The following is a 23,950-nucleotide window of genomic DNA, read 5'->3' on the forward strand; positions in this document are numbered from 1 at the left end:
CCACCCCGGCAGGCGGCGGCGACGGATGCCGGGCGCGAGACCCGCGCCCGGGTGACCTAGATTTGTCAGCACACTCATGGCGCGAAGGAGCATCAATGACCGGTTGGCGTATTCGGGACTACCATGCCGACGATCTCGACGGCATCCTGCAGCTCTGGCAGGAGATCACGGCGGCCAAGACGGAGCCGGTGTACGGGCTCTCCGAGGTCATGGCATCCTGCCAGAAGGACCACGCGGTCGTCGCCCTGCACGGTGACGAGGTGGTCGGCGCCGCGGTCGGCCGGGCCGCTCACGCCCAGGGCTGGATCGTCTTCCTCGCCACCCGTCAGTCCTGGCAGAGCCAGGGCATCGGCACGGCCATGCTCGCGGCCCTCGAGGCGAGGATGGCGCCGCACGGGATCACGAAGCTGTCGGCCCTGATGCCGGAGACCGCCAGCCGGGTCGACGCATTCCTCAACCGCGGCTTCGAGGTGAAGAAGCAGCTTCGCTACTTCGAGCGTCACATCCCGGTGCAGCGCGAGGGTCTGCGCGCGCTCAGCGAGCTGGGCGGCCGCGTCCTCCCCCGCGACCTGTGGGCCGGGGTCGGGGGCATGCGCAAGGAGAAGGAACTGCTCGAGCGCCGCCTCGTCATGCCGCTCGCCAAGCCCGACATGGCCGACCGGTACGGCGTCGTGCCGCCGAAGGCCGTGGTGCTCTTCGGACCGCCCGGCACCGGCAAGACCACCTTCGCCAAGGCGATCGCCTCCCGGCTCGAATGGCCGTTCGTCGAGGTGTTCCCGTCGAGGCTGGCCGGGGACCCCCAGGGTCTGGCCGGCGCACTCCGGGAGACCTTCCTCAAGATCTCCGAACTGGAGCACGCGGTCGTCTTCATCGACGAGGTCGAGGAGATCGCCGCGCAGCGGGGCGGCGAACCGCCCTCGCCGCTGCAGGGTGTGACCAATGAACTGCTCAAGATCATCCCGGCCTTCCGGGAACAGCCCGGCCGGCTGCTCGTCTGCGCGACCAACTTCATCCGCGCCCTCGACTCGGCGCTGCTGCGGCACGGCCGGTTCGACTACGTCATCCCGATCGGTCTGCCCGATGACGCCGCCCGCCAGGCCATCTGGGAGGGCTATATCCCCAAGCCGTTCGCGGACTCCGTCGACCTGGCCACCCTGGTCGAGGCCAGCGGCGGCTTCTCCCCGGCCGACATCGAGTACGCCGCCCGGCGGGCCTCGCAGCAGGCGCTGGAGCGAGCGCTGTTCGACGACAGCAGCGACGCCGAGCCGAGCGGCCCGGGCACCGACGACTACCTGGCGGCGATCCGGTCGACCCGCACCACGGTGTCGGCCCAGGTGGCGGCCGAGTTCCTGGAGGACATCGAGCGGCTCGCCCGGCTGTGAGGGTTGTGCGCGGCGTCAGGCCCCCGGCCGGCTCGCGGCGTCGCCCGCCTCCTGCATGAACTCGGCCAGGGTGGCCTCGATCGTGGCGTACGACCAGCGATAGGCGGCGTCGGCGTCACGGTCGGCGAGCGCGACGGCGAGCTGGTTGTGCCGGTGCGCGGAGGGCGGCGTGTACTCGGTGATGGTGAACCGCTTCTCCTCCTCCCTGGTGCGCAGCAGGGCGGCGACCGTGCCGGCGAAGTGGCCCATCACGCCGTTGCCCGAGCCGACCAGGATCAGGGAGTGGAAGGCGATGTCCGACTCCAGGAACCGGCGGCCGTCACCGGCGAGATCGGCGGCGACCATGGCCGCGGCGGCCTCGGCGACGGCGACGAGCTGGGCATCCGTCATCAGCCGGGCGCTGAGCCGGGCGGCGACCGGCTCGATCCCGAGGCGCATCTCCAGCATCTCCCGCATCTGGGTGAAGTATTCCGGCCCCCGGCCCCGCCAGACGATGATCTGCGGATTCATCAGGTCCCAGGCCTCGCGTGGGAGCACCTGCGTTCCGACCCGCTGGCGCGGCTCGACCATGCCGAGCGACTGCAGCACCCGCAGCGCCTCGCGCAGCACCGAACGGGACACGGCGAAGGCTGCCGCGATGTCATCCAGGTTGAGGATGTCCCCGGGCGCGTACCGGCCGTCGACGATCTCCTGGCCGAGGGAGTTCAGCACTCGGGCGTGCAGCCCGCGTTCGCGCCAGGAGCCGGGGCCAACGCCAGTGATCATCAGTGCTTCCTTGTCTCGCAGCTCGCGGCGCTCCCGGTTCGGCGACCGGTGTCGGCGATCGTTTGCGGCGTCCCCGCGATCGTAGCGGCGAATTGCGCCGTCGCTCTTCCCAAAACCGCGTGACGTATGCCACACTCAATTATCTGATTAATCAGATTTATTACCGCACGGTGTCTCCTCCCACTATGCCGGACTCGCAGCCGGCCGGACGACTCTCCGTGCGCCACTTATGACGATGGGGTCGCAGGGACGCGGCCTCGGAATGGACACCCAGATGTATCTTTCCCTTGCGACCGCGGCGCCCGCGCCGGTTGTGCCGATCACCCCGGCCGGAAGCGACGCCCAGCTGATCATCGCCGCGATCGTCGGCATCGCCGTCATCATCGTGCTGATCACCTGGCTCAAGGTCCACCCATTCCTCGCCCTCGCGATCGGCGCCGTCGGCGTCGGCGCCGGCGCGGGACTCGCACCGGGCGCCGCCGTCACCAGCTTCAGCACCGGCTTCGGCGGCACCATGGCGGGCGTCGGCATCCTCGTCGGCTTCGGCGCCATGTTCGGCAAGCTGCTCGCCGACTCCGGCGGAGCCGACCGGATCGTCGACTCCCTGGTCACCCGCTCCAGCGTTCGCACGCTGCCGTGGACGATGGCACTGATCGGCGGCCTGATCGGCCTGCCGATGTTCTTCGAGGTGGGCCTCGTGCTCCTCATCCCGGTGATCATCCTCGTCGCACGCCGCAGCGGGATGTCGCTCATCCGGATCGCGATCCCCGCCCTCGCCGGCCTGTCGGTCATGCACGGCCTCGTGCCGCCGCACCCCGGCCCCCTCGTCGCCGTCACGGCACTCGGCGCCAACCTCGGCCTCACCCTCGCGATCGGCGTTCTCGTCGCCATCCCCACGGTCATCGTCGCCGGCCCGGTCTTCAGCAAGTTCGCCAGCCGCTGGGTCTCCGTTCCGGTGCCCGCCCTCTTCATCACCACCGAGGACCTCGGCGCCGGCGAGACGCGCACCAAGCGCCCGAGCTTCCTGATCACCCTCTCCGGCATCCTGCTCCCCGTCGTGCTGATGCTGGCCCGATCGATCGCCGACGCCACCGCTCCCGGCTCGACCGCTCCGCTCAACGCCGCACTTGACTTCCTCGGCACCCCGATGATCGCCCTGGGCCTTGCCGTCATCTACGCGATGATCGTCTTCGGCCGTGGCGGCGGCATGGACCGCGCCGCCGTCTCCAAGTCGCTCGCCGACTCGCTGCCCCCGATCGCGGGAATCCTCCTCATCGTCGGCGCCGGCGGCGGGTTCAAGCAGGTGCTGATCGACACCGGGATCGGAACCGTCATCGCCGATGCCGTCGCCGGCAGCAGCATCTCGGTGCTGCTCCTGGCCTGGTTCGTCGCCGCGCTCGTGCGCGTCGCCACCGGTTCGGCGACGGTCGCGACCGTCACCGCCGCCGGCATCCTCGCCCCCGTCGCCGCCAGCCTGGGCGGCACGGACCTCTCGCTGATGGTGCTCGCGATCGGCGCCGGTTCGCTGTTCCTCTCCCACGTCAACGACGCGGGCTTCTGGCTGGTCAAGGAGTACCTCGGTACCACCGTCGGGCAGACCCTGAAGACCTGGACCATCATGGAGTGCCTCATCTCCGTCACCGGCCTGGCCGGCGTGCTCCTCCTGAACATCGTGATCTAGCGTGTTCGAGAACCAGCAGCCCGTCCTCGTCATCATGGGCATCTCCGGCTCCGGCAAGTCGACGGTGGCAGGCATCCTCGCCGGCCAGCTCGGCTGGGACCTGGAGGAGGGCGACGACCTGCACCCGCAGGAGAACATCGACAAGATGTCGGCCGGCCACGCGCTGAACGACGAGGACCGCGCCCCGTGGCTCGACACCATCTCGTCGTGGATCATCGAGCACACCATGGCGGGCGTGCCCGGGATCATCACCTGCTCCGCGCTCAAGCGCCGCTACCGCGACGTGCTGCGGGAGCACAACGTGATCTTCGTGCACCTGGCCGGGTCGAAGGACCTGATCGGCCGTCGGCTCGCCACCCGGCACGACCACTACATGCCGACCTCGCTGCTCGACTCGCAGGTGGCGACCCTCGAGGCGCCCGACGCCGACGAGCGGGCGATCACGATCGACGCCGGGCGCGCGCCGGCCGAGGAGGCCGCTGAGATCGTGCGGCGTCTCGGTCTCACGCCGCGGCCGGGCTCGTCGAGCCTGGGTGCCGCGGAGCCGGGGAAATCCTCGGTCGGGCGCGCCGTCCCGGTCCAGGGAGCCTGAGCACCACACAATCAAAGCACGAACGGCCCCGTTTTCGCGGGGCCGTTCGTGCGTGGCGGTGACTCACAGGGTTCCCCCGCCGAGTTCGGCTAATCTGAGCAGATACTCGTCGGTAGATCCGGCCGGTGATCGTGCCGCACATCCGTGCCGGACGAGCGGAGGTGAGATGAACCAGGTCGCCTCCTCCGCGGTGCCGTCACTCACGCACCATCCCCGCCTTCGCGCTGTGATCCTCGCCACGCTGACCCTGGTCGCCACGCTCCTCTGCCTCGTCGCTGTCCACTCCGGCGGAGACGGGCATTCCATGGCCGACACCGGAGCGACCGGCATGGCCGCGCATCCCACGGCGAGCGCGAACCACCTGCCGACCGCACACCCGGTGACGGATGCGCTTCCGGTCACCTCCACATGGCCGACGACACATCCGACGCGCACCGGCCCGACCATGACCCTCGCCGCGGCCGCAACCCAGCCCGCGCTCTGTTCCGAGCACAACTCCCTGGGCGGCAGCGGTACGGCGTCGATGTCCTGCTCCGACGTGCTCGTGGTCGGCTCCAACGCCGTCCTCGCGAGCGAGCCGTCCGATTCCGGCCTGGTCTTCGCCTCCGGCGGCTTCGTCAACGACACGTTCCGGGCCATTCCCGCCCACCTGCACCGCCCCAGCCTCACCCTCCTCTCGATCAGTCGCGTTTAGACCGAACCCGCCCGCGCGCCCACTCCGGCAGCGCGGATCAGCCGTGTCAACGGCCACCGGTTTCGCACTCTTCCCTGACGAATGGACCACGAACATGCAGCTTTTCCCGCGCACCTCGCGCACTCGCCTCCCCCTCCTCACCCTGGCCGCGCTCACGACCGCCCTCACCCTGAGCGCCTGCTCGGGGGCGACCTCCGGCTCCGGCCCCACGGCCAGCCAGAGCAGCACGGCCGACGCCTCGGCGGCGACCTTCTCCACGGCAGACATCGAGTTCGCCCAGATGATGATTCCGCACCACGAGCAGGCGGTCGAAATGAGCGAGGGGATGCTGGCCAAGCACGGCGTCGATCCTCGGGTGGCCAAGCTGGCCACCACGATCAAGGCCGCCCAGGCCCCCGAGATCGTCCGGCTGAAATCCTGGCTGACGGGCTGGAACGCCTCGGCCGACAGCATGTCCGGGATGGACCACAGCGACGACGGCATGATGAGCGACGCCGACATGATGACCCTCGACAACGCCGACGGCGCGGACGCCGACCGGATCTTCCTCGAGCAGATGATCACGCACCACCAGGGTGCCATCGCGATGGCGCGCACCGAACTCGATAAGGGCACGAATGCCGACGCCAGGGCGCTCGCCGGCGCCATCGTCTCCTCCCAGACCGAGGAGATCGCCGTCATGACGAGCCTCCTCGCGACGCTCTAGAGCCGGGGATACGATGAAATCCTGTCACAGGACCAGGAAACTGGGCTGTGCCGCCGCTCTGACGACCGGCCTCGCGATCCTCCTGGCCGGATGCGCCCCGAGCCCGGATGCCGCTCCGGCGGCCCGGTCGACCGCAGCCGAGGGCTTCGAGCACATCCACGGCCTCGGCACGGACGCCGCAGCCGGCAAGACCTTCGTGGCCACCCACCGGGGAGTCTGGCTGATCCCGACCGACGCTCTCCCGGCCAGTTATCCGGCCAGGTCCTCGGTTGCCGATATCTCGAAGCCGACGCAGGTCGCCGGGCGCGTGCTCGACGTCATGGGCTTCACGGTCGCGGCGCCCGGCCTGCTGCTGGCCTCGGGGCATCCTGATCCCGACGCACCGTCGGATCTCGCCCTGCCCAATCTGGGCCTGATCTCGAGCACGGATGCCGCAGAGACCTGGACCCCGCTCTCGCTCACGGGCAAGACGGACTTCCACGATCTCGACGCGGTGCCCCTGCAAGGCAGTGCGCTGCGGGTGTACGGCTATGACTCAGGCAACGGCACCCTGGCCATCAGCGACGACTCGGGCGCGACCTGGTCAACCGGCGAAACCGTTCCGCTGCGAGACCTCGCCGCCGACCCGGCGAACCCGGACCAGGTCTTCGCGACCACGGCCGACGGGCTTGTCGGCAGCGGCGACGCCGGCCGCAGCTTCAGCCTGGTCGCCGACGCCCCCACCCTGTTCCTGATCGATGTCGGCGACGCACGCACCGGCGGAGGACTCGTCGGCATCGACCCGGAAGGCGTGGTCTGGCATCAAGATTCCGCGGCCGGACCCTGGATCAAGGGCGGCCGCACCGAGGGCACCCCCGTCGCCCTCAGCTACGTCGGCGGCATCGTGCCGTGGATCCTCGCCGCGGACACGCGCGGCGTCGTCGCCAGCGACGACTTCGGGGCGAGCTGGACCGTTCTCGTCCGGGCAGGGGCCTGAGCCATGAACCAGACGCCACCCACGGGCACGGCAACCGGAATTACCCCCGGGGGCATACTGACACCGACAGGCGCACCGTCGACTACGAAAGGAGACCGATCATGATGTGGGGCTATGGAGGAGGAGGAATGGGCTGGGGCTGGTTGTTCGGCCTGCTGGCGCTGGCCGGCATCGCCCTGCTGGTGGTGCTCCTGGTGCGGCTGTTCAGCGGCGGCATCGACCGCAGCGGGACCGACCGGCGGGAGACTCCGCCGGCACCACCCGCAGCCCAGCCGCCGCTGGCGCAGGGCCGCAGCCGCGCCCGCCAGATTCTGGACGAGCGCTTCGCGAAAGGCGAGCTCACCGCCGAGCAGTACCGCGAACAGGTGCAGGTTCTCGGCGAGGACGCGTAGTGAAGCCGATCAGTCGCCGGGCCGCCCTCACCCTGGGCGGCCTGGGGCTGGCCGGCACCGCGATCGGCGGCGCCGGCCTGCTCTGGAGCGCGCAGGACGGCCCCGGCAGAGCCGGCGTCCAGCCCGCCGGCTCTGCCTTCGGGGCGCTACCCGGCGACACCCTGCGCGAGCCCGCCGAGCTGCGAAGCGCCAACGGCCTGCTCGAGGTGACGCTGGATGCCGCACCCGGCCGGGTGGACATCGGCGGCCGGAGCGCGACGACGCTGGGCTACAACGGCGGCCTCCCCGGCCCGACCCTTCGCGTGCGGGCCGGCGACCGGCTCGCGGTGAGCCTGCACAACGGGCTCGCGGAGCGCACCAACCTGCACGTGCACGGCCTGCACGTCTCGCCCGAGGGCAACAGCGACAACCCGTTCGTCATGATCGAGCCGGGCGACTCGTTCGACTACGAGTACCGGCTGCCGGCCGACCACTCGCCGGGACTCTACTGGTACCACCCGCACCACCACGGAGTGGTCGCCGACCAGGTCTCCGGCGGCCTCTACGGCGCCATCGTGGTCGAAGACCCCGACCCGATCCCCGCGGCCCGCGAGCGAGTGCTCGTGATCTCCGACCTCACCCTCGACTCGTCGGGCACCCTGGGCGGCGCCACGGCGGCGGAACGGATGCGCGGCCGCGAGGGCGAGCTCGTGCTGGTGAACGGTCAGCTGAAGCCGGCCCTCGGCATCCGGTCGGGCGAACGCGAACGCTGGCGCATCGTCAACACCTGCGTGGCCCGCTACCTGCGCCTGCGCCTCGACGGCCAGGACCTGCACCTGCTCGGCCTGGACTCCGGCCGGTTCGAGGCCCCGAAGAGCGTGGAGGAGGTGCTGCTGGCGCCGGGCAACCGCGCGGATCTCTGGGTCACCGCGGTCCAGGGCGCCGCGGTGCTGCGTGCCGTCGCCTACGACCGCGGCAGCACCGCCGGGATGGGCGGGATGATGGGCGGGAACGGCGCCGGGGCAACGGAGGGGACCATCGACCTCGCCACAGTGACGGTCACCGGCGCCGGCGTCGCCGCACTGCCCGCGATCCCCCGGCAGCCGAAGCCTGCCGACCTCCGCGGCGCGACCGTGACGGCCCGCCGGGAGTTCGTCTTCGCGATGGGCATGGGCGGCGGGATGGGAGGCGGGATGGGCTTCACCATCAACGGGCGCGAATTCGACGGCGGGCGCGTCGACACGACCGTGCAGGGCGACAGCGTCGAGGAATGGACCCTGACCAACACCAGCCCGATGGACCACCCCCTGCACCTGCACGTCTGGCCGATGCAGGTCGTCAACCAAGGCGGCCGGGCGGTGGACTCCGTGCTCCGGCAGGACGTCGTCAACGTGCCGGCCCGCAGCGCTGTGCGGGTGCGGATCGCGTTCACCGGATTCACCGGGAAGACCGTGTACCACTGCCACATTCTCGACCACGAAGACAACGGCATGATGGGCGTCATCGACGTTCGTCCGGCCGGCCAACCGCTCACCTAGACTGAGCCGGAAAGAATCAGGACTATGAAACACAACGGGCTTTTCCGGCGGGCCACGCCGGAGCCGATCGAGACGGGCCGTCTCGCCGACTTCTCCTACCTCGATCCCGGGGTGGTCTACCTCGACTCCGCCTGCCAGAGCCTGCGCCCCCAGCCGGTGCTCGATGCGCTGACCGAGTATTACACCAGCTACAACGCGTGCGGCGGCCGGGTGAAGTACGCCTGGGGCCGGCGCGTCGATGACGAGGTCGCGGCGGCACGCCAGGGCGTGCTCGGACTGCTCGGCCTGTCGGGGCGGCACTACGCGGTCTCCTTCACCCTGAACACGACCTTCGGCCTCAACCTGCTGTTGCAGCAACTGCCGCAGGACTGTTACGCCCGGGTCGTCACCAGCCACGTCGAACACAACTCGGTCTTCCTGCCCACGATGACGGCGGCGAAACGGCTCGGCGTGCCCCGGCTCGTGCTCGACCGGGCCGCCGACGGCGCCCTGCTCTACGAACCCGCCCAGCTCGAACGCGCGATCGTGGTCGTCAACGCCGCCTCGAACATCGACGGCCGGCTCCTGACCAACCTGTCCGAGCTCGTGCGCGACACCCACGCCAGGGGCGGCATCGTCATCCTCGATGCCGCGCAGTCGATGGCGCACGAGCGCGCCCTGCTGCAGAAGACCGACGCGGATGCGATCTGCTTCTCCGCGCACAAGATGTACAGCGCGAGCCTGGGTGTGATCGTCGCCCGGCGCGAGCTGCTGTCCTCGCTTGAGCTCTCCTTCGTCGGCGGCGGCATGGTCGCGGATGTCCGTGAAGACTCCTACGACCTGCTGCCGAACGACCCGGGCGCCCTCCTCGAGCCCGGGCTGCAGGCCTGGGCCGAGATCATCGCCCTCCGCCAGGCGACCGACTGGCTCGGCACCGTGCGCCCCGGCGGGCGGCCCCCGGCCGAACACGTCTCGGCCCTGTCGGAGCGGCTTTTCGACTCGCTCTCCGACATCCCGGGCCTGACCATGGTCAATGCCGCGGCCAGCCCGGTGATCAGCGTCTACGCCCCGAAGCAGGACTCGCACCGCCTGGCCGTCTTCCTGTCCCAGTCGGGCATCGCCGCGCGCAGCGGCTACTTCTGCGCCCACCACTACCTGAAGGAACGGCTCGGCCTGCCGCCGCTACTGCGTTTCTCGCTCGGACTCCACTCGACCACGGCGGACGTCGACCGGGCGCACGACGCCCTCGCGCGCCTCATGAAAGGCCTCTCCTAAGTGTTCTGCATCGCCGCCTTCATCGTTCTCCTGTTCATGGCCGCCATCTCGGCGCGCTACCGGCGCTACCTCGCGAAAGCGGCGAGTTGCACCCTGCGCCGGGTGACCTTCCGCCCCTGCGACACCACCTTCAAGCAGGACCTCAAGGACCACATGCTCGCGCCGCTCGCGGCACGCCGCCCCGGGCTCGTCGGGCCCGCCAGCGTCGCCCTCGAGGTGGTCGCATTCCTGGTCGTGCTCACCACGATCTGGAGCGGCTACGTCGTCGTCGAGAGCGCGGCGAACCTCTACGTCTACGGCACCTGCAACAAGCAGGACTCCGCCTCCTGCAGCCTGGGCGCGGAGGCCTGCTCCATCCCCGACCAGACCCCGACCTTCGGCGAATCCATCGCCGCCTGGGACATCGTCGGCGCCTTCGGCAACGACTTCGTGCGGCTCGGCGAGACGTTCTCCGCGATCCCCTCCCGGATGCAGAACTGGGACGCGAAGGAGTACCTGCCGGCGAACGCGACCTACCTGAACGCCCTGGATGCGAAGAAGGAGACGGCGCTCGAGGTCATCGACCCCGGCTGCACCTACTGCCTGCAGTTGTTCCAGAACATCGAGAAGGCCGGCTTCGCCGAGCGTCAGAACCTCAGCTACATCGCCTTCCCGATCCAGTCGGCGACGGGCTACAAGTTCCCGAACTCGCTCCTGGTGACCCAGTACCTCGAGGCCCTGCGCCTGAACCCGCTCGAAGGCGCGAAGACCCCGGTCGACTGGCAGATCCTGAAGCGCATCTACACCGAGGAGAACGACAAGGGCGTGTCCTGGCAGAGTGCGATCAACTCAGCGGACTCCGCGGAGACCACCGCGCTGCTCCAGGACTGGGCGCAGGAGTTCGGGCTGAGCCCGGCGCAGGTCGACACCGTCGCATCCGTCGCCGGGTCGGCCGAGGTCGCCCGGGTGATCGCCCACAACAAGACACTGGTCGAGGAGCGGATCCACACCGTGAAGATCCCGACCATCATCTTCGACGGGCGCCGGCACGATGGGCTCGTCCCGGTGGGCGACCTGGACTGACCGCGTTCGTGGCCACGACCGCCGCAAGCACGATCGCCGCGCCGGCCACCTGGCCGAGGCTGAGCGGCTGCTGCAGGAGCGCCCAGCCGCAGGCGACCGCGACGACCGGGCTGAGCAGGCCGAGGAAGGCGACGGAGGCCACCGGCAGGTTCTGGATGCCCCGGAACCAGAGCGTGTAGCTGAGCGCCGTGCCGAGCACCGCGAGGTAGACGTAGCCGGCCAGGTTGCCCGGGGTGAGGGGCTCCGTCGGGAGCCCCTCGACCAGGAGCAGGATCGGCACCAGGACGAGCCCTCCGGCCAGGAGTTGCCAGGACGTGCTGACCAGCGGATGCGCCGGCTGCCCCCACCGCTTGGCGAGCACCGTGCCCACGGCCATCACGGCCGCGCCGCCGAGCGCTGCGAGCACCCCGAGCAGGTCCAGCCGCGCCGTGGCCTGCAACACGAGCAGGGCGACCCCGAACACCCCGGCAATCCCCGCCGCGACCCTCAGCCCGGTGACCCGGTCACCCAGGATCCGGGCCGCGAGCACCGTCACGAGCAGCGGCTGCACGGCCCCCATCGTCGCGGCGACACCGCCGGGAAGCCGGTAGGCGGCGAGGAAGAGCAGGGCGAAGAACACGCCGATGTTCAAGGTGCCGAGCACCAGGGACTTCCACCACCAGGCGCCCCGCGGCAGCCTGCGCGTGATCAGCAGGATCAGGAGGCCGGCCGGCAGCGCGCGCAGGGTCGCGGCCAGCAGAGGGCGGTCGGGCGGGAGAAACTGGGTCGTGACCAGGTAGGTCGTTCCCCAGAAGATCGGGGCCACCATGGTCGTCGCCACCATCCACCATCGATTGCTAAGCACTAAGTCATAATAGCTAAGCGCTTAGGAAAAAGCTAGACTCGTCCCATGGCAGACCACGTCGATCGCATCCTCGAGCAATGGGCGGGCGAGCGCCCCGATCTGGACGTGTCGGCGATGGCCGTGCTCGGCCGGCTCGCCCGCGCGGCCCGGCTCGCCGACTCCCGCCTCGGCGTCACGTTCGCGGCCCACGGGCTCGACGCGGCGTCCTTCGACGTGCTCGCTACGCTGCGCCGGAGCGGGGAACCCTTCCGGCTCACCCCCACCGAGATCCAGCGGAGCGCCATGGTCACCTCGAGTGCCATCGCGCAGCGGCTGAACCGGCTCGAGCGGGACGGCCTCGTGCTCCGCGGCCCGAGCGCGGCCGACGGGAGAGGCACCGTCGTCACCCTCACTCCGGAGGGTCGCGCGCTGATCGACCGGGCGCTGCCCGATCACGTCGCCAACCAGGAGCGGATGCTCGCGGGCCTCACCGACGCCCAGCGCGCCGCCCTCGCGACGCTGCTCCAGGCGCTGGCCGAATCCCTTGCTGAGGCTACGGCTTCCAGACCATGAGCACGACCACGATGACCAGCAGGAGCGACGAGATCCCGGATCCCATCGCCACCCGGGAGTAACCGGCGGGCTTCGCGTCGGGTGCCGTCGTCCCGGCCGTGGCCGTGATGGCCTCCGCCGCCTGGCGCATGGCCGGGACGACGACGAACAGGTTGATCGCCAGGGCGATCGCGTAGGCGACGATCGAGAGCAGCACCCAGGTCGAGCCGAAGGAGAATCCGTCCTCGGGGTCTGAGACGCCGAGGGCGCCGAAGCCGAAGAAGGCGACGACGATCGACAACAGGGTGAACAGGTTGACCGACTTCGCCAGGGTGGCCACCTGTCCGGCCTCCCCCGCACGGATGGAACGCATGGCGGTCATCGGCAGGATGGCCATCGGTCCGACGATGAAGACCGCGGCGACGATGTGCAGGGTGTTGAACAGAGTATCCATGGCTTCAGCGTATTGCTTTGCGCTACCGACCCCGGTCGCCCACGCTGCGCTGGGCAGCCACGGCCGGGTGGTCGTCGGGGAGTCCGTGGCGCTTGCCGGCCCCAAGCAGGGCGAGGTTCTTCTTCTCCCAGTCGCGCACGGCCTGCCGCTGGGGGTCGATTGCCCGGCCGTCGGCGCAGGCAGGGATGCTGCGCCCGCATGTGCAGAAGCCCGGTTTCGCCGGGTCGCCCGAGTGCAGCATCCCGACCCGCCAGATCACCGCCATCGCCCAGTCGAGTTGACGCCCGCCGAGGTCGTTCCGGCGTTCGGCTCGCCTGACCAGATCGCTTTCGAGCACGCCGCGGATGCCTCCGCTCACCGTACGGTCGAACTCACCGGCCACCAGGGCACGAAGTTCGTCGACCTGCCCGGCCAGTTCCGCGATCGTCGCGTCCCGCTCGGCCAGATCGGACTCTGACTTCTGGACGGACTTCCGGTGCACGTCCTGAAGGTCGGCGTACTCGCCGACCCAGAGCATCACGTGGTCGGCGTCGCGGCGTTCGGCCTTCTCGTCGCCCAGGTGGTGCAGGCAGAACGAACAGACCACCTGGTCGCTTGCAGAGGTGAAGTTGAAGGATTGCAGCGACCGGCAGCAAAAGCACTGGGCGCGGATGGCCACATAGAGCGGATACGAGTGCGTCACGGTGTTCTCCCTGGCTGGCCTGCATTCGAGCGTAGCTCGTTGCCCGCAACCGGTGGTCGCGCCCGCATTCCCGGTGGTCGATCATGTCGATTCCCGCCCGTGCGGATCGCGGGCGTATCCCCGAAACGGTGTCGGCCACCGGGAGGACCTGGCAACATTAAATACGACTATTCAACATAATGACTTGAACAATACTCGCATGTATGTTCGAAGTGTGGTATTCTCAGTTCATGGCAGGAACCCCTGATCCCAGAGCCACGACCGCCTCCGGTCCAACCGTTGAGGTGGGTATCGCTGCGGATGCCGCCGCAGCCTTCCCGGGCACGGACGCCGTCGTGGAGCTCTCTCCGGTGCGGCGGCTGGCCGCGTTGCAGATGGCCCTCACGGCCGAGCTGGCAGCGGTGCCGTTGGCCCGGCTGAGTGATCTGGACGCGGTCGCGGTGCTCGCCGCGGTCGAGGACCTGGGCCGGAGTATCGATGCGGCCCGGATCGCGACCGCGTCCGAGGTTGATGTCCGGTCGGTCCGGATCCCACCGGGCAAGTCCCAACCCGATTTGCCGGCCAGCCTGGGGTGCCGGGACGGGGTGGACGTAATCACCCGCGCCACCCGAATCTCGGTCAAAGAAACCAAACGCCGCACCCGACTCGGCGGCTTCGTCACGCCCCGCACCGGCGCCGGCCTCATCATGCCGCCGTTCTACCCGGCCGTCGCCGCCGCCCTCACCGCCGGGAAGCTCGGCGTGGAGACAGCGGACGTGATCGTGACCGGGCTGGAACGCATCAGTACCCGGGTCGCCCCCGACGACCTGCACACCGCCGAACGCGCCCTCGTCGCCTGCGCAACCGGAGCGATCACCGAAGAAACTAAAGGGCTCCCCGGCGAAGGTCTCGCGTTTGCCACCGACCTGATCCGCGGCATCGTGCTCCAATGGCAAGCTCGGCTCGACCCCGACGGCACCGCCCCCACCGAACCCATCCGGCAAGCCCGCAGCACGATCAGCTTCGGCGCTCTCACGGACGGCCTCTACCCCCTCCGCGGCGGCGTCACCCCCGAACTACGCGGCATCATGACCGTCCTCTTCGACACCTACCTCTCCGCTCGTTCAAACCCAGCACGGTCAACCCCCACCTTCCCCACCCACGCCGAACAAGGCCTGCCCAACCCCGACCCGACGAGCACGGACACCAGGTTCGCCAGCACCGAACCGCCCGAGCCGGCCGGTGCCGACCAGCAAGCCCACTGCGGCGCCGACAGCGCCCGGGATGATCTGCCGGCCGGGATTGGGGACGACCGCACCGGCGGCGAGAAACGCGCCGACATCGTCCGGGCCCTCTTCGACCGGGCCGCCCGAGACCCGGCCACCCCCACCCTGGGCGGCGCCGCCCCCACCATCCTCGTCCACGTCAACGCGACCGATCTCCTCACCGGCACCGGTGTCGGCTGGGTCGACGGCGTCAACGCCCCCGTCTCGCTCACCACCGTGAAGCAACTTATCTGCACCGGCGGCTATCAAAAGATCCTCTTCGGACCGAACCAGGAAGTGCTCCGCCTGGAGCTCAAACAACGCCTCTTCACCCCCGCCCAACGCCGCGCCATCGCCGCCCGCGACGGCGGCTGCATCATCCCCGGCTGCACCTGCCCACCCCACTGGGCCGAACTCCACCACGTCATCCCTTGGGCCGCCGGCGGACCCACCGACATCGACAACGGTGTGATGCTCTGCTGGTTCCACCACCACACCATCGACACCTCCGGTTGGATCATCCGAATGGTCAACGGAACCCCCCAAGTCAAAGCGCCACCCTGGTACGACCCCACCCAAACCTGGCACCCCGCCAACCAAAACCGCACCCGCACCACCAACACCCGCCTCGTCCGCAACCGCCCCTGACGGTCTCGACCAGCTCGACCAGCTCGACCACCGGGGGCAGGGTCTCGACCGGATCGAGCACCAGTCAGCCCGCGTCGCGACCGCGCGCATTACCCGTGCTCTGCCCTGGGCGTCCTGCCCCATTGAGCTACTCTCAGAGTCTGAACAGAACGGCAGCCGAGGCGAGGAGCGAGCGTGTCGAACCAACCGGGTGGCGCACCGCTCTCGTGGGCATCCGCCGCCGCCTTCCGCCGCCACTTCTGGCAGCCGCCCCGGGCCCACGGCGACGTCATCCAGGGGCGCGAAGTCAGTTTCCTCGAACTCTTCTATGACCTCGTCTACGTCGTCGTCATCTCCCAGGCGGCCCACCACCTCTCGGGGGACGTGACGTGGGCGGGCGTGGGCCGGTTCGCCATCGTGTTCGGACTGATCTGGCTGGCCTGGGTCAACGGGGCCACCTATCACGACCTGCACGGCCGCTCCGATGGGCGCACCCGGTCGTACGTCTTTCTGCAAATGGCCGTGCTCGGCCTCCTCGCCGTGTTCACCGGTGAGGCAACGGCAGGCGACGGCCCGGCCTTCGCCGCTGTCTACAGCGCCTACCTCTTCCTGCTCGCCTGGCTCTGGTACACCGTGCGGCGCCAGGACGACCCAGAGTTACGTTCCAGGGCGACCCCGTACATCGTCGGCGTCGTCGTCTCGGCTGCTCTCGTCGGGGCCAGCGCGCTGCTCCCGGATACGGCGCGCCTCGCGGTGTGGGCGGTCGTCGTCGTCGGCTGGCTGGGCAGCATCGCCGTCCTGGACTGGCGGAACGGGGCCACCCGCGACACCAGCGTCAACGTGAGCGCGTCGTTGATCGAACGGTTCGACCTGTTCACCATCATCGTGCTGGGCGAGGTGGTGGTCGGGGTCGTCAACGGCATCGCGGATGCCGGTCGCACGCCGAGCGCCATCGTCACCGGGATCCTGGGGCTCGGAATCGGATTCGCCTACTGGTGGAGCTACTTCGACTTCGTGGCGGCCAGCCGAGTGAGGTCTGATCGAGGTGCAGTGGCGAGGTGGCTCGTCGGCCATCTCGCGGTGACAATGACGATCGCCGCGACCGGCGGGATCATGGTCAGCATGGTTGACCACGTGCCGAGGAGTCCGACCGCGGCTCCCGCGGCCATGATGCTGTCGGTCTCGGTGGCCGTCGGCGCCCTCGCTCTCGTCCTCGTCGCGACCTCGCTCGCGAATTGGCAGAGCAAGGCTCCGGTCTACCGCCCGGTCGCGGCGGCGCTGGTGACGGCGGCGGCCGTTGCTCTCGTCCTCGGTTGGCTCGCCCCGCCGCCGTGGCTGCACATCCTGCTGCTGATGCTGACACTCGGCGCCGTCTGGATCTTCGGCAGCCTCACCTGGTTCGCCTACGCCCGTCGAGTGAGGTGACGGGCTCAATCACCGGCGTCAGGACAGGATGTCCTTGGTGACGAACCGGCCGTAGGCCAGCGCCCCGAAGACCAGCAGGTAGCCGCCCTGCAGCAGCGCGTTGTTGCCGAATGACGTCCACTCGAGCGGCTGGCGCAGCAGGTCGGCGAAGTCGAGCCAGTAATGGCTGAACAGCCACGGATGCAGCCAGTCAAGTTGCGGGAGCGCGTCGAGCACCTGCGCCACGACCGAGACCACGATCGTGGCCGCCATCGCACCGACCGGCACCTCGGTCAGGGTGGAGATGAACAGGCCGATCGCCGAGAGGCCGAGCATCGAGATGGTGACATAGCCGGCGATCAGCAGCGAACGCAGCACCGACTCCCCCACCCCGATCGTGTCGCCGGAGAGCAGCGTCACCGGGCCGATCGGGAACAGGGCGGCGCCGATGGCCGCGCCGGAGACGGCAACGGTGAGGGTGGCGGCCAGGCAGAACACCGCGGCGCCCGCGTACTTGACGATGAGCAGGCGCACCCGCCCGGCGGGGGCCACCAGCAGGTAGCGGAGCGTGCCGAGGCCGGCCTCACCGGCGATGGTGTCGCCGGCGACCACGCCGATCGTCAGCGGCAGGAACAGCGGAATGCAGACCACCATCGCGGTGATCGCTACGAAGAGGCCGTTCTGGGTGACCCGGTCGAGGAAGGGCGGGCCGCGCCCCGGCGCCACGGGCGAACTTGTCAGCCGCACGGCGACGGCGATCAGCACCGGCACGGCGGCCAGCGCGAGCAGCATCGCCCAGGTGCGGCGACGCCGGAACAGCACGGTGAGTTCCGACACCATCAGTGCCCAGCCGGAGGAGCGCCGAGGCCGGTCGGGCAGCGGGGCGCCCGGCCCCTGTATGCCGGTCGACGGGGTGACGGATGCCGCGGCATCCGCCGGCCGGGTGTCACTGGACAACGTCGAACCCCTCCCCCGTCAGCGCCACGAACCGTTCCTCGAGGCTGGCGCCCACCACCGCGAACCCGCGAACGCGCACTCCGGCGGCGACCAGGGCGGCGACGATCGTCTCGGGGGCCGCCGCGCCCTCGGGCAGGGGCGCGCTGAGCAGTTCGTCGGTGACCGGGTCACCGGCGACGATTCCGAGCCCGGCGAGCACCCGTCGCGCGTCGGCGCCATCGGGGGTGCGCACCCGCACGTGGGCCTCGCCCACCCGGCGAAGTTCGTCGAGCGTGCCCTGCGCCACGAGGCTGCCGGCGCTCATCACGGCCGCGTGCGTGCACATCTGCTCAACCTCGGCCAGCAGGTGGCTGGAGACGAAGACCGTGGTGCCTTCGGCGGCCAACGACCGCACCAGGCTGCGCACCTCCCGGGTGCCCTGGGGGTCGAGGCCATTCGTCGGCTCGTCGAGCACGAGCAGCTCCCGCGGAACCAGCAGTGCGTTCGCGATGCCGAGCCGCTGCTTCATGCCGAGCGAATAGGCGCGCACCTTCTTGCCGGCCGCGTGGGTGAGGCCGACCCGCTCGAGAGCCAGGTGCACGCGGGCGGAACGCGTGGCCGAGGAGGCGCCGGGGTCGGCGGTGTCGAGCCGGCGCAGGTTGGCCGCGCCGGAGAGGAACGGGTAGAAGGCCGGCCCCTCGACCAGGGCCCCGACCCGCGGCAGCACGTCGCGCAGCCGGCCGGGCATCTCCTGGCCGAGCACCGCGATGTCGCCGCTGCTGGCGGTGGCGAGCCCCAGCAGCATCCGGATCGACGTGGTCTTGCCTGACCCGTTGGGGCCGAGGAAGCCGAACACGGCACCGCGCGGCACCGACAGGTCGATGCCGTCGACGGCCGTCTGGTGGCCGAACCGCTTGGTCAGCCCCCGGGTCTCGATCGCCAGTTCGACGGACGGGGTAGCGACGGTCAACCCCCGACGGCCGCGGCCTGCAGCCGCTCCGCCGGAACCGACCCGGCGAACACCCGGCCGTCGTCGGTGACCAGCACGGTGACCAGCGCGGTCGAGAGCAGCCGGCCTCCGTCGACGCTTTCGGTCACCTGCGCGAGCAACGGGTTGGCGAGGACGTCGGCCGTGACAGTGCCGGCGGGGAGTTCGACGACGGATGCCCAACCGGTGCCGTCGACGGTCACGCCGGGGAGCATGCCGCCGCCGTTCTTCGGCTGCTCGGCCTTCAGCTGTTCGAGGAGCTTCTTCGCTTCCTCCGGGGTGGCGGGCATCTTCGTGCCGGTCATGGTCTTGTCGTGGAGGGCGCTGTGGTGCATTGCGCTGTCATGAATCGCGAGGTCATGAATCGCTGACGGGTCCGGCAGGGTCTTCTCTTCGACCTTCGCGCCGGCGGGCGGGGTGAAGTCGAACAGGTCGGCGCTCGGCGCGTCGAGGGAGAGCTTGGTGAAGGCGAGGGAGAACGCGGGGTCGGACTGGCCGCGGGCCTGCACCTCGACCCGGAGCGGCATCCCGGTTTCGGAGTCGACCGCGATCGAGACCTCGCCGACGAGGGTCGCGTCGGTGCGCGGAGTGAGCCGCAGTTCGTAGGCGGTGCGGCCGGCCACGCGGGTGTCCTTGCCGACGGTGACGGCGGTGCTCGGGTCGATCGCCGCCAGCATCCGTTCGGCCAGTTGCGCCGGCGTCTGCTGGGCGCCGTCCGTCTGGGGCCTCGCCATGCCGGTCATGTCGGGGAGGGTGACGTGCAGGGCCGTGTTGTCCTTGGAGTTGTACATCCAGACGTCGGAGGCGTTGCGCACGAGGTCGCGTTCGGCGAGACGGTCCATGACCTGCACGCGCACGTTGTCGGGCGCGTTGAGGTAGATCCGGGCGGTGTGCGATCCGGTGAGCAGCTCCAGCGCGGAGGAGGCGGAGGCATCCGCACCGGACCCGGTGCTGGGCAGGGAGGGGAGACCGAGCTCAGAGGTCTGTTCGATCGTGCCGGAGAGCGCCTTCACGTTGCTGTCGCCGATCATGGCGAGCACCTGGGCCGGGGTCTTGTCGGGCAGGTCCACGGCGGCGCCGGCCTGGAGCGGCACGGTCAGCACGCCGACGATGACCACGGCGGGGACGACCGCCACGGGGAGCCAGGTGCGCAAACGGCGGGTCATGACAGCCTCCTTCGACTGACGCAATTCATACTGCGATACTACGTCCGGCCCCGCCTGACCACACCCCTCCCGGGAGCCGGATGCCCCCGCACTCGGCGAACTCTCAGCGCCGCGTTCAGGGGGACCCCGTCAGACCGGGCGACGCGCCGCGGCCTTCTCGCAGCAGCCGGGGGAGCAGACATCGCGCCACGGCCCGAGGGAAGTCAGGGCCGCCCGCACCGGGGTCTCTCCGGTCGTGATGCGCTCGAGCAGGAGGTCGACGAGGCCGGCGACGAATGCCGGGTGCAGACCGGGCGTGGGAACCCGCAGGAAGGCCAGGCCGTGAGCGGCGGCCGTGGCCGCGGCCTCGGTGTCGAGGTCCCAGATGACCTCCATGTGGTCGGAGATGAAGCCGAGCGGGACGACCACGACGGCCGTGCCTCCGGCGGCGGCGAGGCCGGTGATCGCGTCGTTGACGTCGGGCTCGAGCCAGGGCATGCCGGCCGGGCCGGAGCGGGATTGGTAGGCCAGCGACCAGTCCGGGCGGTCGGTCTCCGGCAGCGCGGCCATGATCGCTTCGGCGACGGCGCGGTGCTGCGCCTCGTAGGCGCCGCCCGGCCCCCAGCCGACGTCCCGCGGGCCGCTCGCTGCGGCATCCGCGGACGGGATCGAGTGCGTGGTGAAGAGGATATGCGTGTCGGCGTTCGCCAGGTTCCGCCCGGCGAGGTCGGCGAGGGCCGCCCGGAGCCCGTCGACGAACGGGGTGACGAAGCCGGGGTGGTCGAAGTACGGTCGCACCGCGTCGAGGGTCACCCGGCCGGCGAGCCCGGTGTGATCGAGGGCCTGGACCAGGTCTTCCCGGTACTGCCGGCAGCTGGAGTAGGAGCTGTACGCGCTGGTGGTGAGCGCGAGCAGCCGGGTGTGCCCGGCCGCTGCGGCCTCGGCGACGGTGTCACCGAGGTATGGCACCCAGTTGCGGTTGCCCCAGTAGACCGGCAGGTCGATGCCGCGGCCGGCGAGTTCGGTCTCCAGCGCCGCCTTCAGCGCCCGGTTCTGGTCGTTGACCGGGCTGATCCCGCCGCGGGCCCGGTAGTGCGTCGCCACGGCCTCGAGCCGGGCCTCCGGGATGCCGCGCCCGCGGGTGACATTGCGGAGGAACGGGATCACGTCGTCCTGGCCCTCCGGCCCGCCGAACCCGAGCAGCAGCACGGCGTCGTAGGCCGGCGTGGCGCTTCCCACGTCAGACGCCGTCGCGCAGCGCGGCCGCGGCCGGCTGGTACGCGCAGGCCGGGTCCTCGCCGAGCGGGTCACCGCTGTCGGCGTAGGCCCTCGCCCGGGAGCCGCCGCACAGGTCGGCGTAGTCGCAGCTGCCGCAGCGCCCGGTGAACTCGGTGGCCCGGATCTGCTTGAGCAGGGAGTTGTCCCGGTAGATTTCGGCGAGCGGCGTGGTGAGCACATTGCCCAGGCCCAGCGGCAGGAAACCCGCCGGGTAGACCTCCCCGTCGTAGGCGACGAACACGATGCCCTTGCCGTCCCTGGTGGAGGCCGTCTGCGCCCGCGGCAGCCCGATCGGCGGGCCCATCAGGGTCTCGAGCCGCTCGGTCAGGGCGAGGTAGCGCGCGCTGGCCGGTGCGGGGTCACCGGCCCGGCGGCGGGCGACCACCCGGCGGAAGAACGGCGCCTCGACTGTGCGCACGATGAAGCCGTGCTGGGACGCGTCGAAGAGGAAATGGCAGATCTCCTCGTGTTCGAGGGCGGAGACGGCCTCGGTGGACACCCCGCGCCCCACCTGGACGAGGAAGAAGACCTCCCAGATCGACGCGCCCGCGTCGGCGATGAGGGCCGCGACATCCGCCAGCTCGTCGACGTTGGCGCGCATCACTGTCGTGTTCACCTGCACGGTCAGACCGGCCCCGGAGAGCGCACGGATGGCCCGCACGGTGTCGTCGAAGTGGCCGGGAATGCCCCGCACGCCCTCGTGGGTCGCGGCGATGGCACCGTCGAGGCTGATCGAGACGGCCTTGACCCCGCTGGCGACGATCTTCTCGATCATCTCGGCGGTCAGGGTGGGCGTCACCGACGGGGAGAGCGCGGTCGGCAGGCCGAGTCCGGTCGCGTAGTCGACGAGTTCGAAGAGGTCGGGCCGCATCAGGCAGTCACCGCCGGTGAGCACGAGGATCGGGTAGGGGCGGCCGAAGCCGGCAACCTGGTCGATCAGGTTCTTGCCCTGCTCGGTGGTGAGTTCGCCCGGCAGGGCCTGCATGGTCGCGCTGGCACGGCAGTGCTTGCAGGCGAGCGCACAGGCGCGGGTGGTCTCCCAGAAGACGAGCATGGGCCGCTGCGCGTAGTCAGGGCCGGGGCCGCGCTTCCTGGTCGGCACGCTGGGGAGCACTCCGGCCTGGTCGACGGTGTTCATGACCTCGACCGGCAGGGCCGCGCCGGGTAGAACAGCGCCGGGTAAGACCGCGCCGCTCATGATGCCACCTCGGTGAGGGGCCGGTCGCCGGACAGGAGGGCGGCGAGCGAGTCGGCCGTGCGTTCGGCGTCGACGATGCAGCTGGCCAGTCCGACGCCCCGGTACGACGACCCGGTCAGCCGGATGCCGGGAAGGGTCAGCAGGGCCGTCGCCGCGGCGTCGAGGCGGGCCTGGTGGCCGACCACGTATTGCGGCATCCCCTGGGGCCACCGCTCGATATGGCGCTCGACCGGGCGTCGGGTCAGCCCCATGGCCTCGACCAGTTCACCGTGGACCAGGTCGACGAGGGTGTCGTCGTCCAGGTCGAGCCAGCGGTTGTCGCCGCGCCGGCCGACCATGCAGCGGATGAGTACGAGCTCGTCGTCGGCGAGGTGCGGCCATTTCGCACTCGACCAGGTGCAGCCGACGACGAGCTTGTCCTCGATCGGCGGAACGAGGAATCCGGTGCCGTGCAGTTCGGCGGGGGCCGCGGCGCGCGGGTAGGCGAGGCAGACGGTGGCGACGTCGACGAAGGGCACGTCGGCCAGCGTGGCGGCGAGTTCGGGCGACTCCGCAACGAGGAGCTCGGCGGCCACGCCGGCCGAGGTGGCGAGCACGACGGCATCCGCTTCGACGCTGGTGCCGTCGGCGAGGTCGACCGTGTACCCGTCGCCGGTGCGGGTGATCAGTGAGGCCGGGCTGCCGAGGCGGATGTCGTCGCCCGCCAGCCGGGCCGCGAGGGCGTCGATCAGAGTGGCCAGTCCGCCGCGGAGGGTGACCAGGGCGGCACCGCCGGTCTTCGGCGGGGCCGCTCGACGGCGCCTGCCGAGGGCGAGGTAGAGGCTGCGGTTGGCGCGGGCGAGGCCCTCGATGTCGGGGGCCGTGCTGTGCGCGCTGAGCTCGTCGGCCCGGCCGGCGTGCACTCCGCCGAGCAAGGGGTCCACCAGCCGGTCGAACACCTCCGCACCCATCCGCGGACGAACCAGCTCGGCGATGGTCGGATCGGCCGGCTTCAGACCAGGGCGGCGGGGCAGCACGATGTCGAGGGCCGCCCTGGCCACCCCGGACGGGGAGAGCAGTCCGCTCCACAGCAGGGGCAGCAGCCGGTCGGGGATGCCGAACAGGGTGCCGGCCGGGAGCCGGCGGAGCTTGCCGCGTGACCAGATCCGTGCGCCGCCCGCGTTGGGTTCGACGACGAGGTCGCCGAGGCCGAGGTCGTCGATCAGGGTGGCGACGACGGGGGAACGCACCATCAGGGCGTCCGGTCCGACGTCGACGGTGTGGCCGCCGAACGGCACCGTGGCGATCTTGCCGCCGAGCCGCGGACCGCTTTCGATAAGGGTGACCTGCACCTCGTCCCCGAGCCGGCGGTGCAGATAGTGTGCACTCGTCAATCCGCTGATTCCGCCGCCGATGATGACAATCCGTGGTCGCGAGTGCACTGTATATTCCTCCAATTGCCGGGGAACCAGCGCAGCCGACGCCCTGTGGCAATCCTTGTCATCTCCGATCCTACGGCGGACGATGCCACGGAATTCGCGGCGGGCGGGCGGCGGCACGACTGAAGTCGTCGGTTTGCACGTCTGTGCACGACACGGGCGACCAGGAGCCGAGCACGG

23 protein-coding genes are annotated in these 23,950 nt (G+C 70.4%); 13 read left to right on the forward strand and 10 right to left on the reverse strand.

Annotated elements, in window-relative coordinates; translation table 11 throughout:
• The first annotated feature begins 95 nt into the window (after positions 1-95).
• Positions 96-1,382, forward strand: a complete 1,287-nt coding sequence (locus IWX89_RS12215) for an ATP-binding protein (protein WP_196903838.1) — start codon at positions 96-98, stop codon at positions 1,380-1,382.
• Positions 1,383-1,397: 15 nt separating this feature from the next.
• On the opposite strand, the gene IWX89_RS12220 is transcribed toward IWX89_RS12215, so the two are convergent.
• Complete coding sequence (locus tag IWX89_RS12220; protein ID WP_196903839.1) at positions 1,398-2,147, reverse strand: FadR/GntR family transcriptional regulator; 750 nt, start codon at positions 2,145-2,147, stop codon at positions 1,398-1,400.
• A gap of 274 nt (positions 2,148-2,421) precedes the next feature.
• Here IWX89_RS12220 and IWX89_RS12225 point away from each other — a divergent pair, with 274 nt between their 5' ends.
• The 9 genes from IWX89_RS12225 to IWX89_RS12265 all read left to right on the forward strand — a co-directional run bounded on the left by IWX89_RS12225 (position 2,422) and on the right by IWX89_RS12265 (position 11,021).
• Positions 2,422-3,828, forward strand: coding sequence for a GntP family permease (locus IWX89_RS12225; protein WP_231383232.1), 1,407 nt, complete (start codon positions 2,422-2,424; stop codon positions 3,826-3,828).
• 34 nt (positions 3,829-3,862) lie between these two features.
• A complete protein-coding gene (locus tag IWX89_RS12230; RefSeq protein WP_196903945.1) occupies positions 3,863-4,420 on the forward strand; it encodes a gluconokinase in 558 nt (185 codons plus the stop codon).
• A 166-nt stretch (positions 4,421-4,586) separates the two neighbouring features.
• Complete coding sequence (locus IWX89_RS12235) at positions 4,587-5,114, forward strand: hypothetical protein (RefSeq protein ID WP_196903841.1); 528 nt, start codon at positions 4,587-4,589, stop codon at positions 5,112-5,114.
• A 43-nt stretch (positions 5,115-5,157) separates the two neighbouring features.
• On the forward strand, positions 5,158-5,820 hold the full coding sequence (locus tag IWX89_RS12240; protein WP_307836539.1) for a DUF305 domain-containing protein: 663 nt from the start codon (positions 5,158-5,160) through the stop codon (positions 5,818-5,820).
• A gap of 13 nt (positions 5,821-5,833) precedes the next feature.
• Complete coding sequence (locus IWX89_RS12245) at positions 5,834-6,796, forward strand: F510_1955 family glycosylhydrolase (protein WP_196903842.1); 963 nt, start codon at positions 5,834-5,836, stop codon at positions 6,794-6,796.
• 101 nt (positions 6,797-6,897) lie between these two features.
• Positions 6,898-7,188: an SHOCT domain-containing protein gene (locus IWX89_RS12250; protein ID WP_196903843.1), complete on the forward strand. Its 291-nt coding sequence runs from the start codon at positions 6,898-6,900 to the stop codon at positions 7,186-7,188.
• A complete protein-coding gene (locus IWX89_RS12255; protein WP_196903844.1) occupies positions 7,188-8,705 on the forward strand; it encodes a multicopper oxidase family protein in 1,518 nt (505 codons plus the stop codon). The genes IWX89_RS12250 and IWX89_RS12255 overlap by 1 nt, the downstream gene beginning before the upstream one ends.
• A 24-nt stretch (positions 8,706-8,729) precedes the next feature.
• A complete protein-coding gene (locus IWX89_RS12260) occupies positions 8,730-9,959 on the forward strand; it encodes an aminotransferase class V-fold PLP-dependent enzyme (RefSeq protein WP_196903845.1) in 1,230 nt (409 codons plus the stop codon).
• The gene (locus tag IWX89_RS12265) at positions 9,960-11,021 is read left to right on the forward strand and encodes a hypothetical protein (RefSeq protein WP_196903846.1); all 1,062 of its coding nucleotides are present in this window, start codon (positions 9,960-9,962) and stop codon (positions 11,019-11,021) included. It abuts the gene before it with no gap.
• On the opposite strand, the gene IWX89_RS12270 is transcribed toward IWX89_RS12265, so the two are convergent.
• On the reverse strand, positions 10,966-11,865 hold the full coding sequence (locus tag IWX89_RS12270) for an EamA family transporter (RefSeq protein WP_307836540.1): 900 nt from the start codon (positions 11,863-11,865) through the stop codon (positions 10,966-10,968). The two genes, IWX89_RS12265 and IWX89_RS12270, sit on opposite strands and share 56 nt — an antisense overlap.
• Before the next feature lie 45 nt (positions 11,866-11,910).
• Between IWX89_RS12270 and IWX89_RS12275 the strand changes: the two genes are divergently transcribed.
• Entirely contained in the window at positions 11,911-12,417 is a 507-nt protein-coding gene (locus IWX89_RS12275; protein ID WP_196903847.1) for a MarR family winged helix-turn-helix transcriptional regulator, read from the forward strand.
• Here IWX89_RS12275 and IWX89_RS12280 read toward each other — a convergent pair.
• Together IWX89_RS12280 and IWX89_RS12285 are read right to left on the reverse strand one after the other, a co-directional pair.
• Positions 12,398-12,850, reverse strand: coding sequence for a DUF2269 family protein (locus IWX89_RS12280; protein WP_196903848.1), 453 nt, complete (start codon positions 12,848-12,850; stop codon positions 12,398-12,400). The two genes, IWX89_RS12275 and IWX89_RS12280, sit on opposite strands and share 20 nt — an antisense overlap.
• Positions 12,851-12,872: 22 nt before the next feature.
• A complete protein-coding gene (locus IWX89_RS12285) occupies positions 12,873-13,532 on the reverse strand; it encodes a hypothetical protein (RefSeq protein WP_196903849.1) in 660 nt (219 codons plus the stop codon).
• A 230-nt stretch (positions 13,533-13,762) separates the two neighbouring features.
• Here IWX89_RS12285 and IWX89_RS12290 point away from each other — a divergent pair, with 230 nt between their 5' ends.
• The gene (locus IWX89_RS12290; protein ID WP_196903850.1) at positions 13,763-15,424 is read left to right on the forward strand and encodes an HNH endonuclease signature motif containing protein; all 1,662 of its coding nucleotides are present in this window, start codon (positions 13,763-13,765) and stop codon (positions 15,422-15,424) included.
• Between the two features lie 174 nt (positions 15,425-15,598).
• Positions 15,599-16,828, forward strand: a complete 1,230-nt coding sequence (locus IWX89_RS12295) for a low temperature requirement protein A (protein WP_196903851.1) — start codon at positions 15,599-15,601, stop codon at positions 16,826-16,828.
• Between the two features lie 18 nt (positions 16,829-16,846).
• Here IWX89_RS12295 and IWX89_RS12300 read toward each other — a convergent pair whose 3' ends face one another.
• The 6 genes from IWX89_RS12300 to hemG all read right to left on the reverse strand — a co-directional run bounded on the left by IWX89_RS12300 (position 16,847) and on the right by hemG (position 23,773).
• Positions 16,847-17,647: an ABC transporter permease gene (locus tag IWX89_RS12300; RefSeq protein WP_196903948.1), complete on the reverse strand. Its 801-nt coding sequence runs from the start codon at positions 17,645-17,647 to the stop codon at positions 16,847-16,849.
• Positions 17,648-17,753: 106 nt separating this feature from the next.
• Complete coding sequence (locus tag IWX89_RS12305) at positions 17,754-18,713, reverse strand: ABC transporter ATP-binding protein (RefSeq protein ID WP_196903852.1); 960 nt, start codon at positions 18,711-18,713, stop codon at positions 17,754-17,756.
• Positions 18,710-19,897, reverse strand: coding sequence for a sigma-E factor regulatory protein RseB domain-containing protein (locus tag IWX89_RS12310; RefSeq protein ID WP_196903853.1), 1,188 nt, complete (start codon positions 19,895-19,897; stop codon positions 18,710-18,712). The genes IWX89_RS12305 and IWX89_RS12310 overlap by 4 nt, the downstream gene beginning before the upstream one ends.
• 129 nt (positions 19,898-20,026) lie before the next feature.
• Positions 20,027-21,115, reverse strand: a complete 1,089-nt coding sequence (locus IWX89_RS12315; protein ID WP_307836542.1) for a ferrochelatase — start codon at positions 21,113-21,115, stop codon at positions 20,027-20,029.
• Position 21,116: 1 nt separating this feature from the next.
• On the reverse strand, positions 21,117-22,352 hold the full coding sequence (locus IWX89_RS12320) for a TIGR04053 family radical SAM/SPASM domain-containing protein (protein WP_231383233.1): 1,236 nt from the start codon (positions 22,350-22,352) through the stop codon (positions 21,117-21,119).
• Positions 22,349-23,773, reverse strand: a complete 1,425-nt coding sequence (gene hemG, locus IWX89_RS12325; protein ID WP_196903855.1) for a protoporphyrinogen oxidase — start codon at positions 23,771-23,773, stop codon at positions 22,349-22,351. The genes IWX89_RS12320 and hemG overlap by 4 nt, the downstream gene beginning before the upstream one ends.
• Between the last annotated feature and the right edge of the window lie 177 nt (positions 23,774-23,950).

This window comes from Cryobacterium sp. MP_M3 (assembly GCF_015752155.1).
GTDB lineage: Bacteria > Actinomycetota > Actinomycetes > Actinomycetales > Microbacteriaceae > Cryobacterium.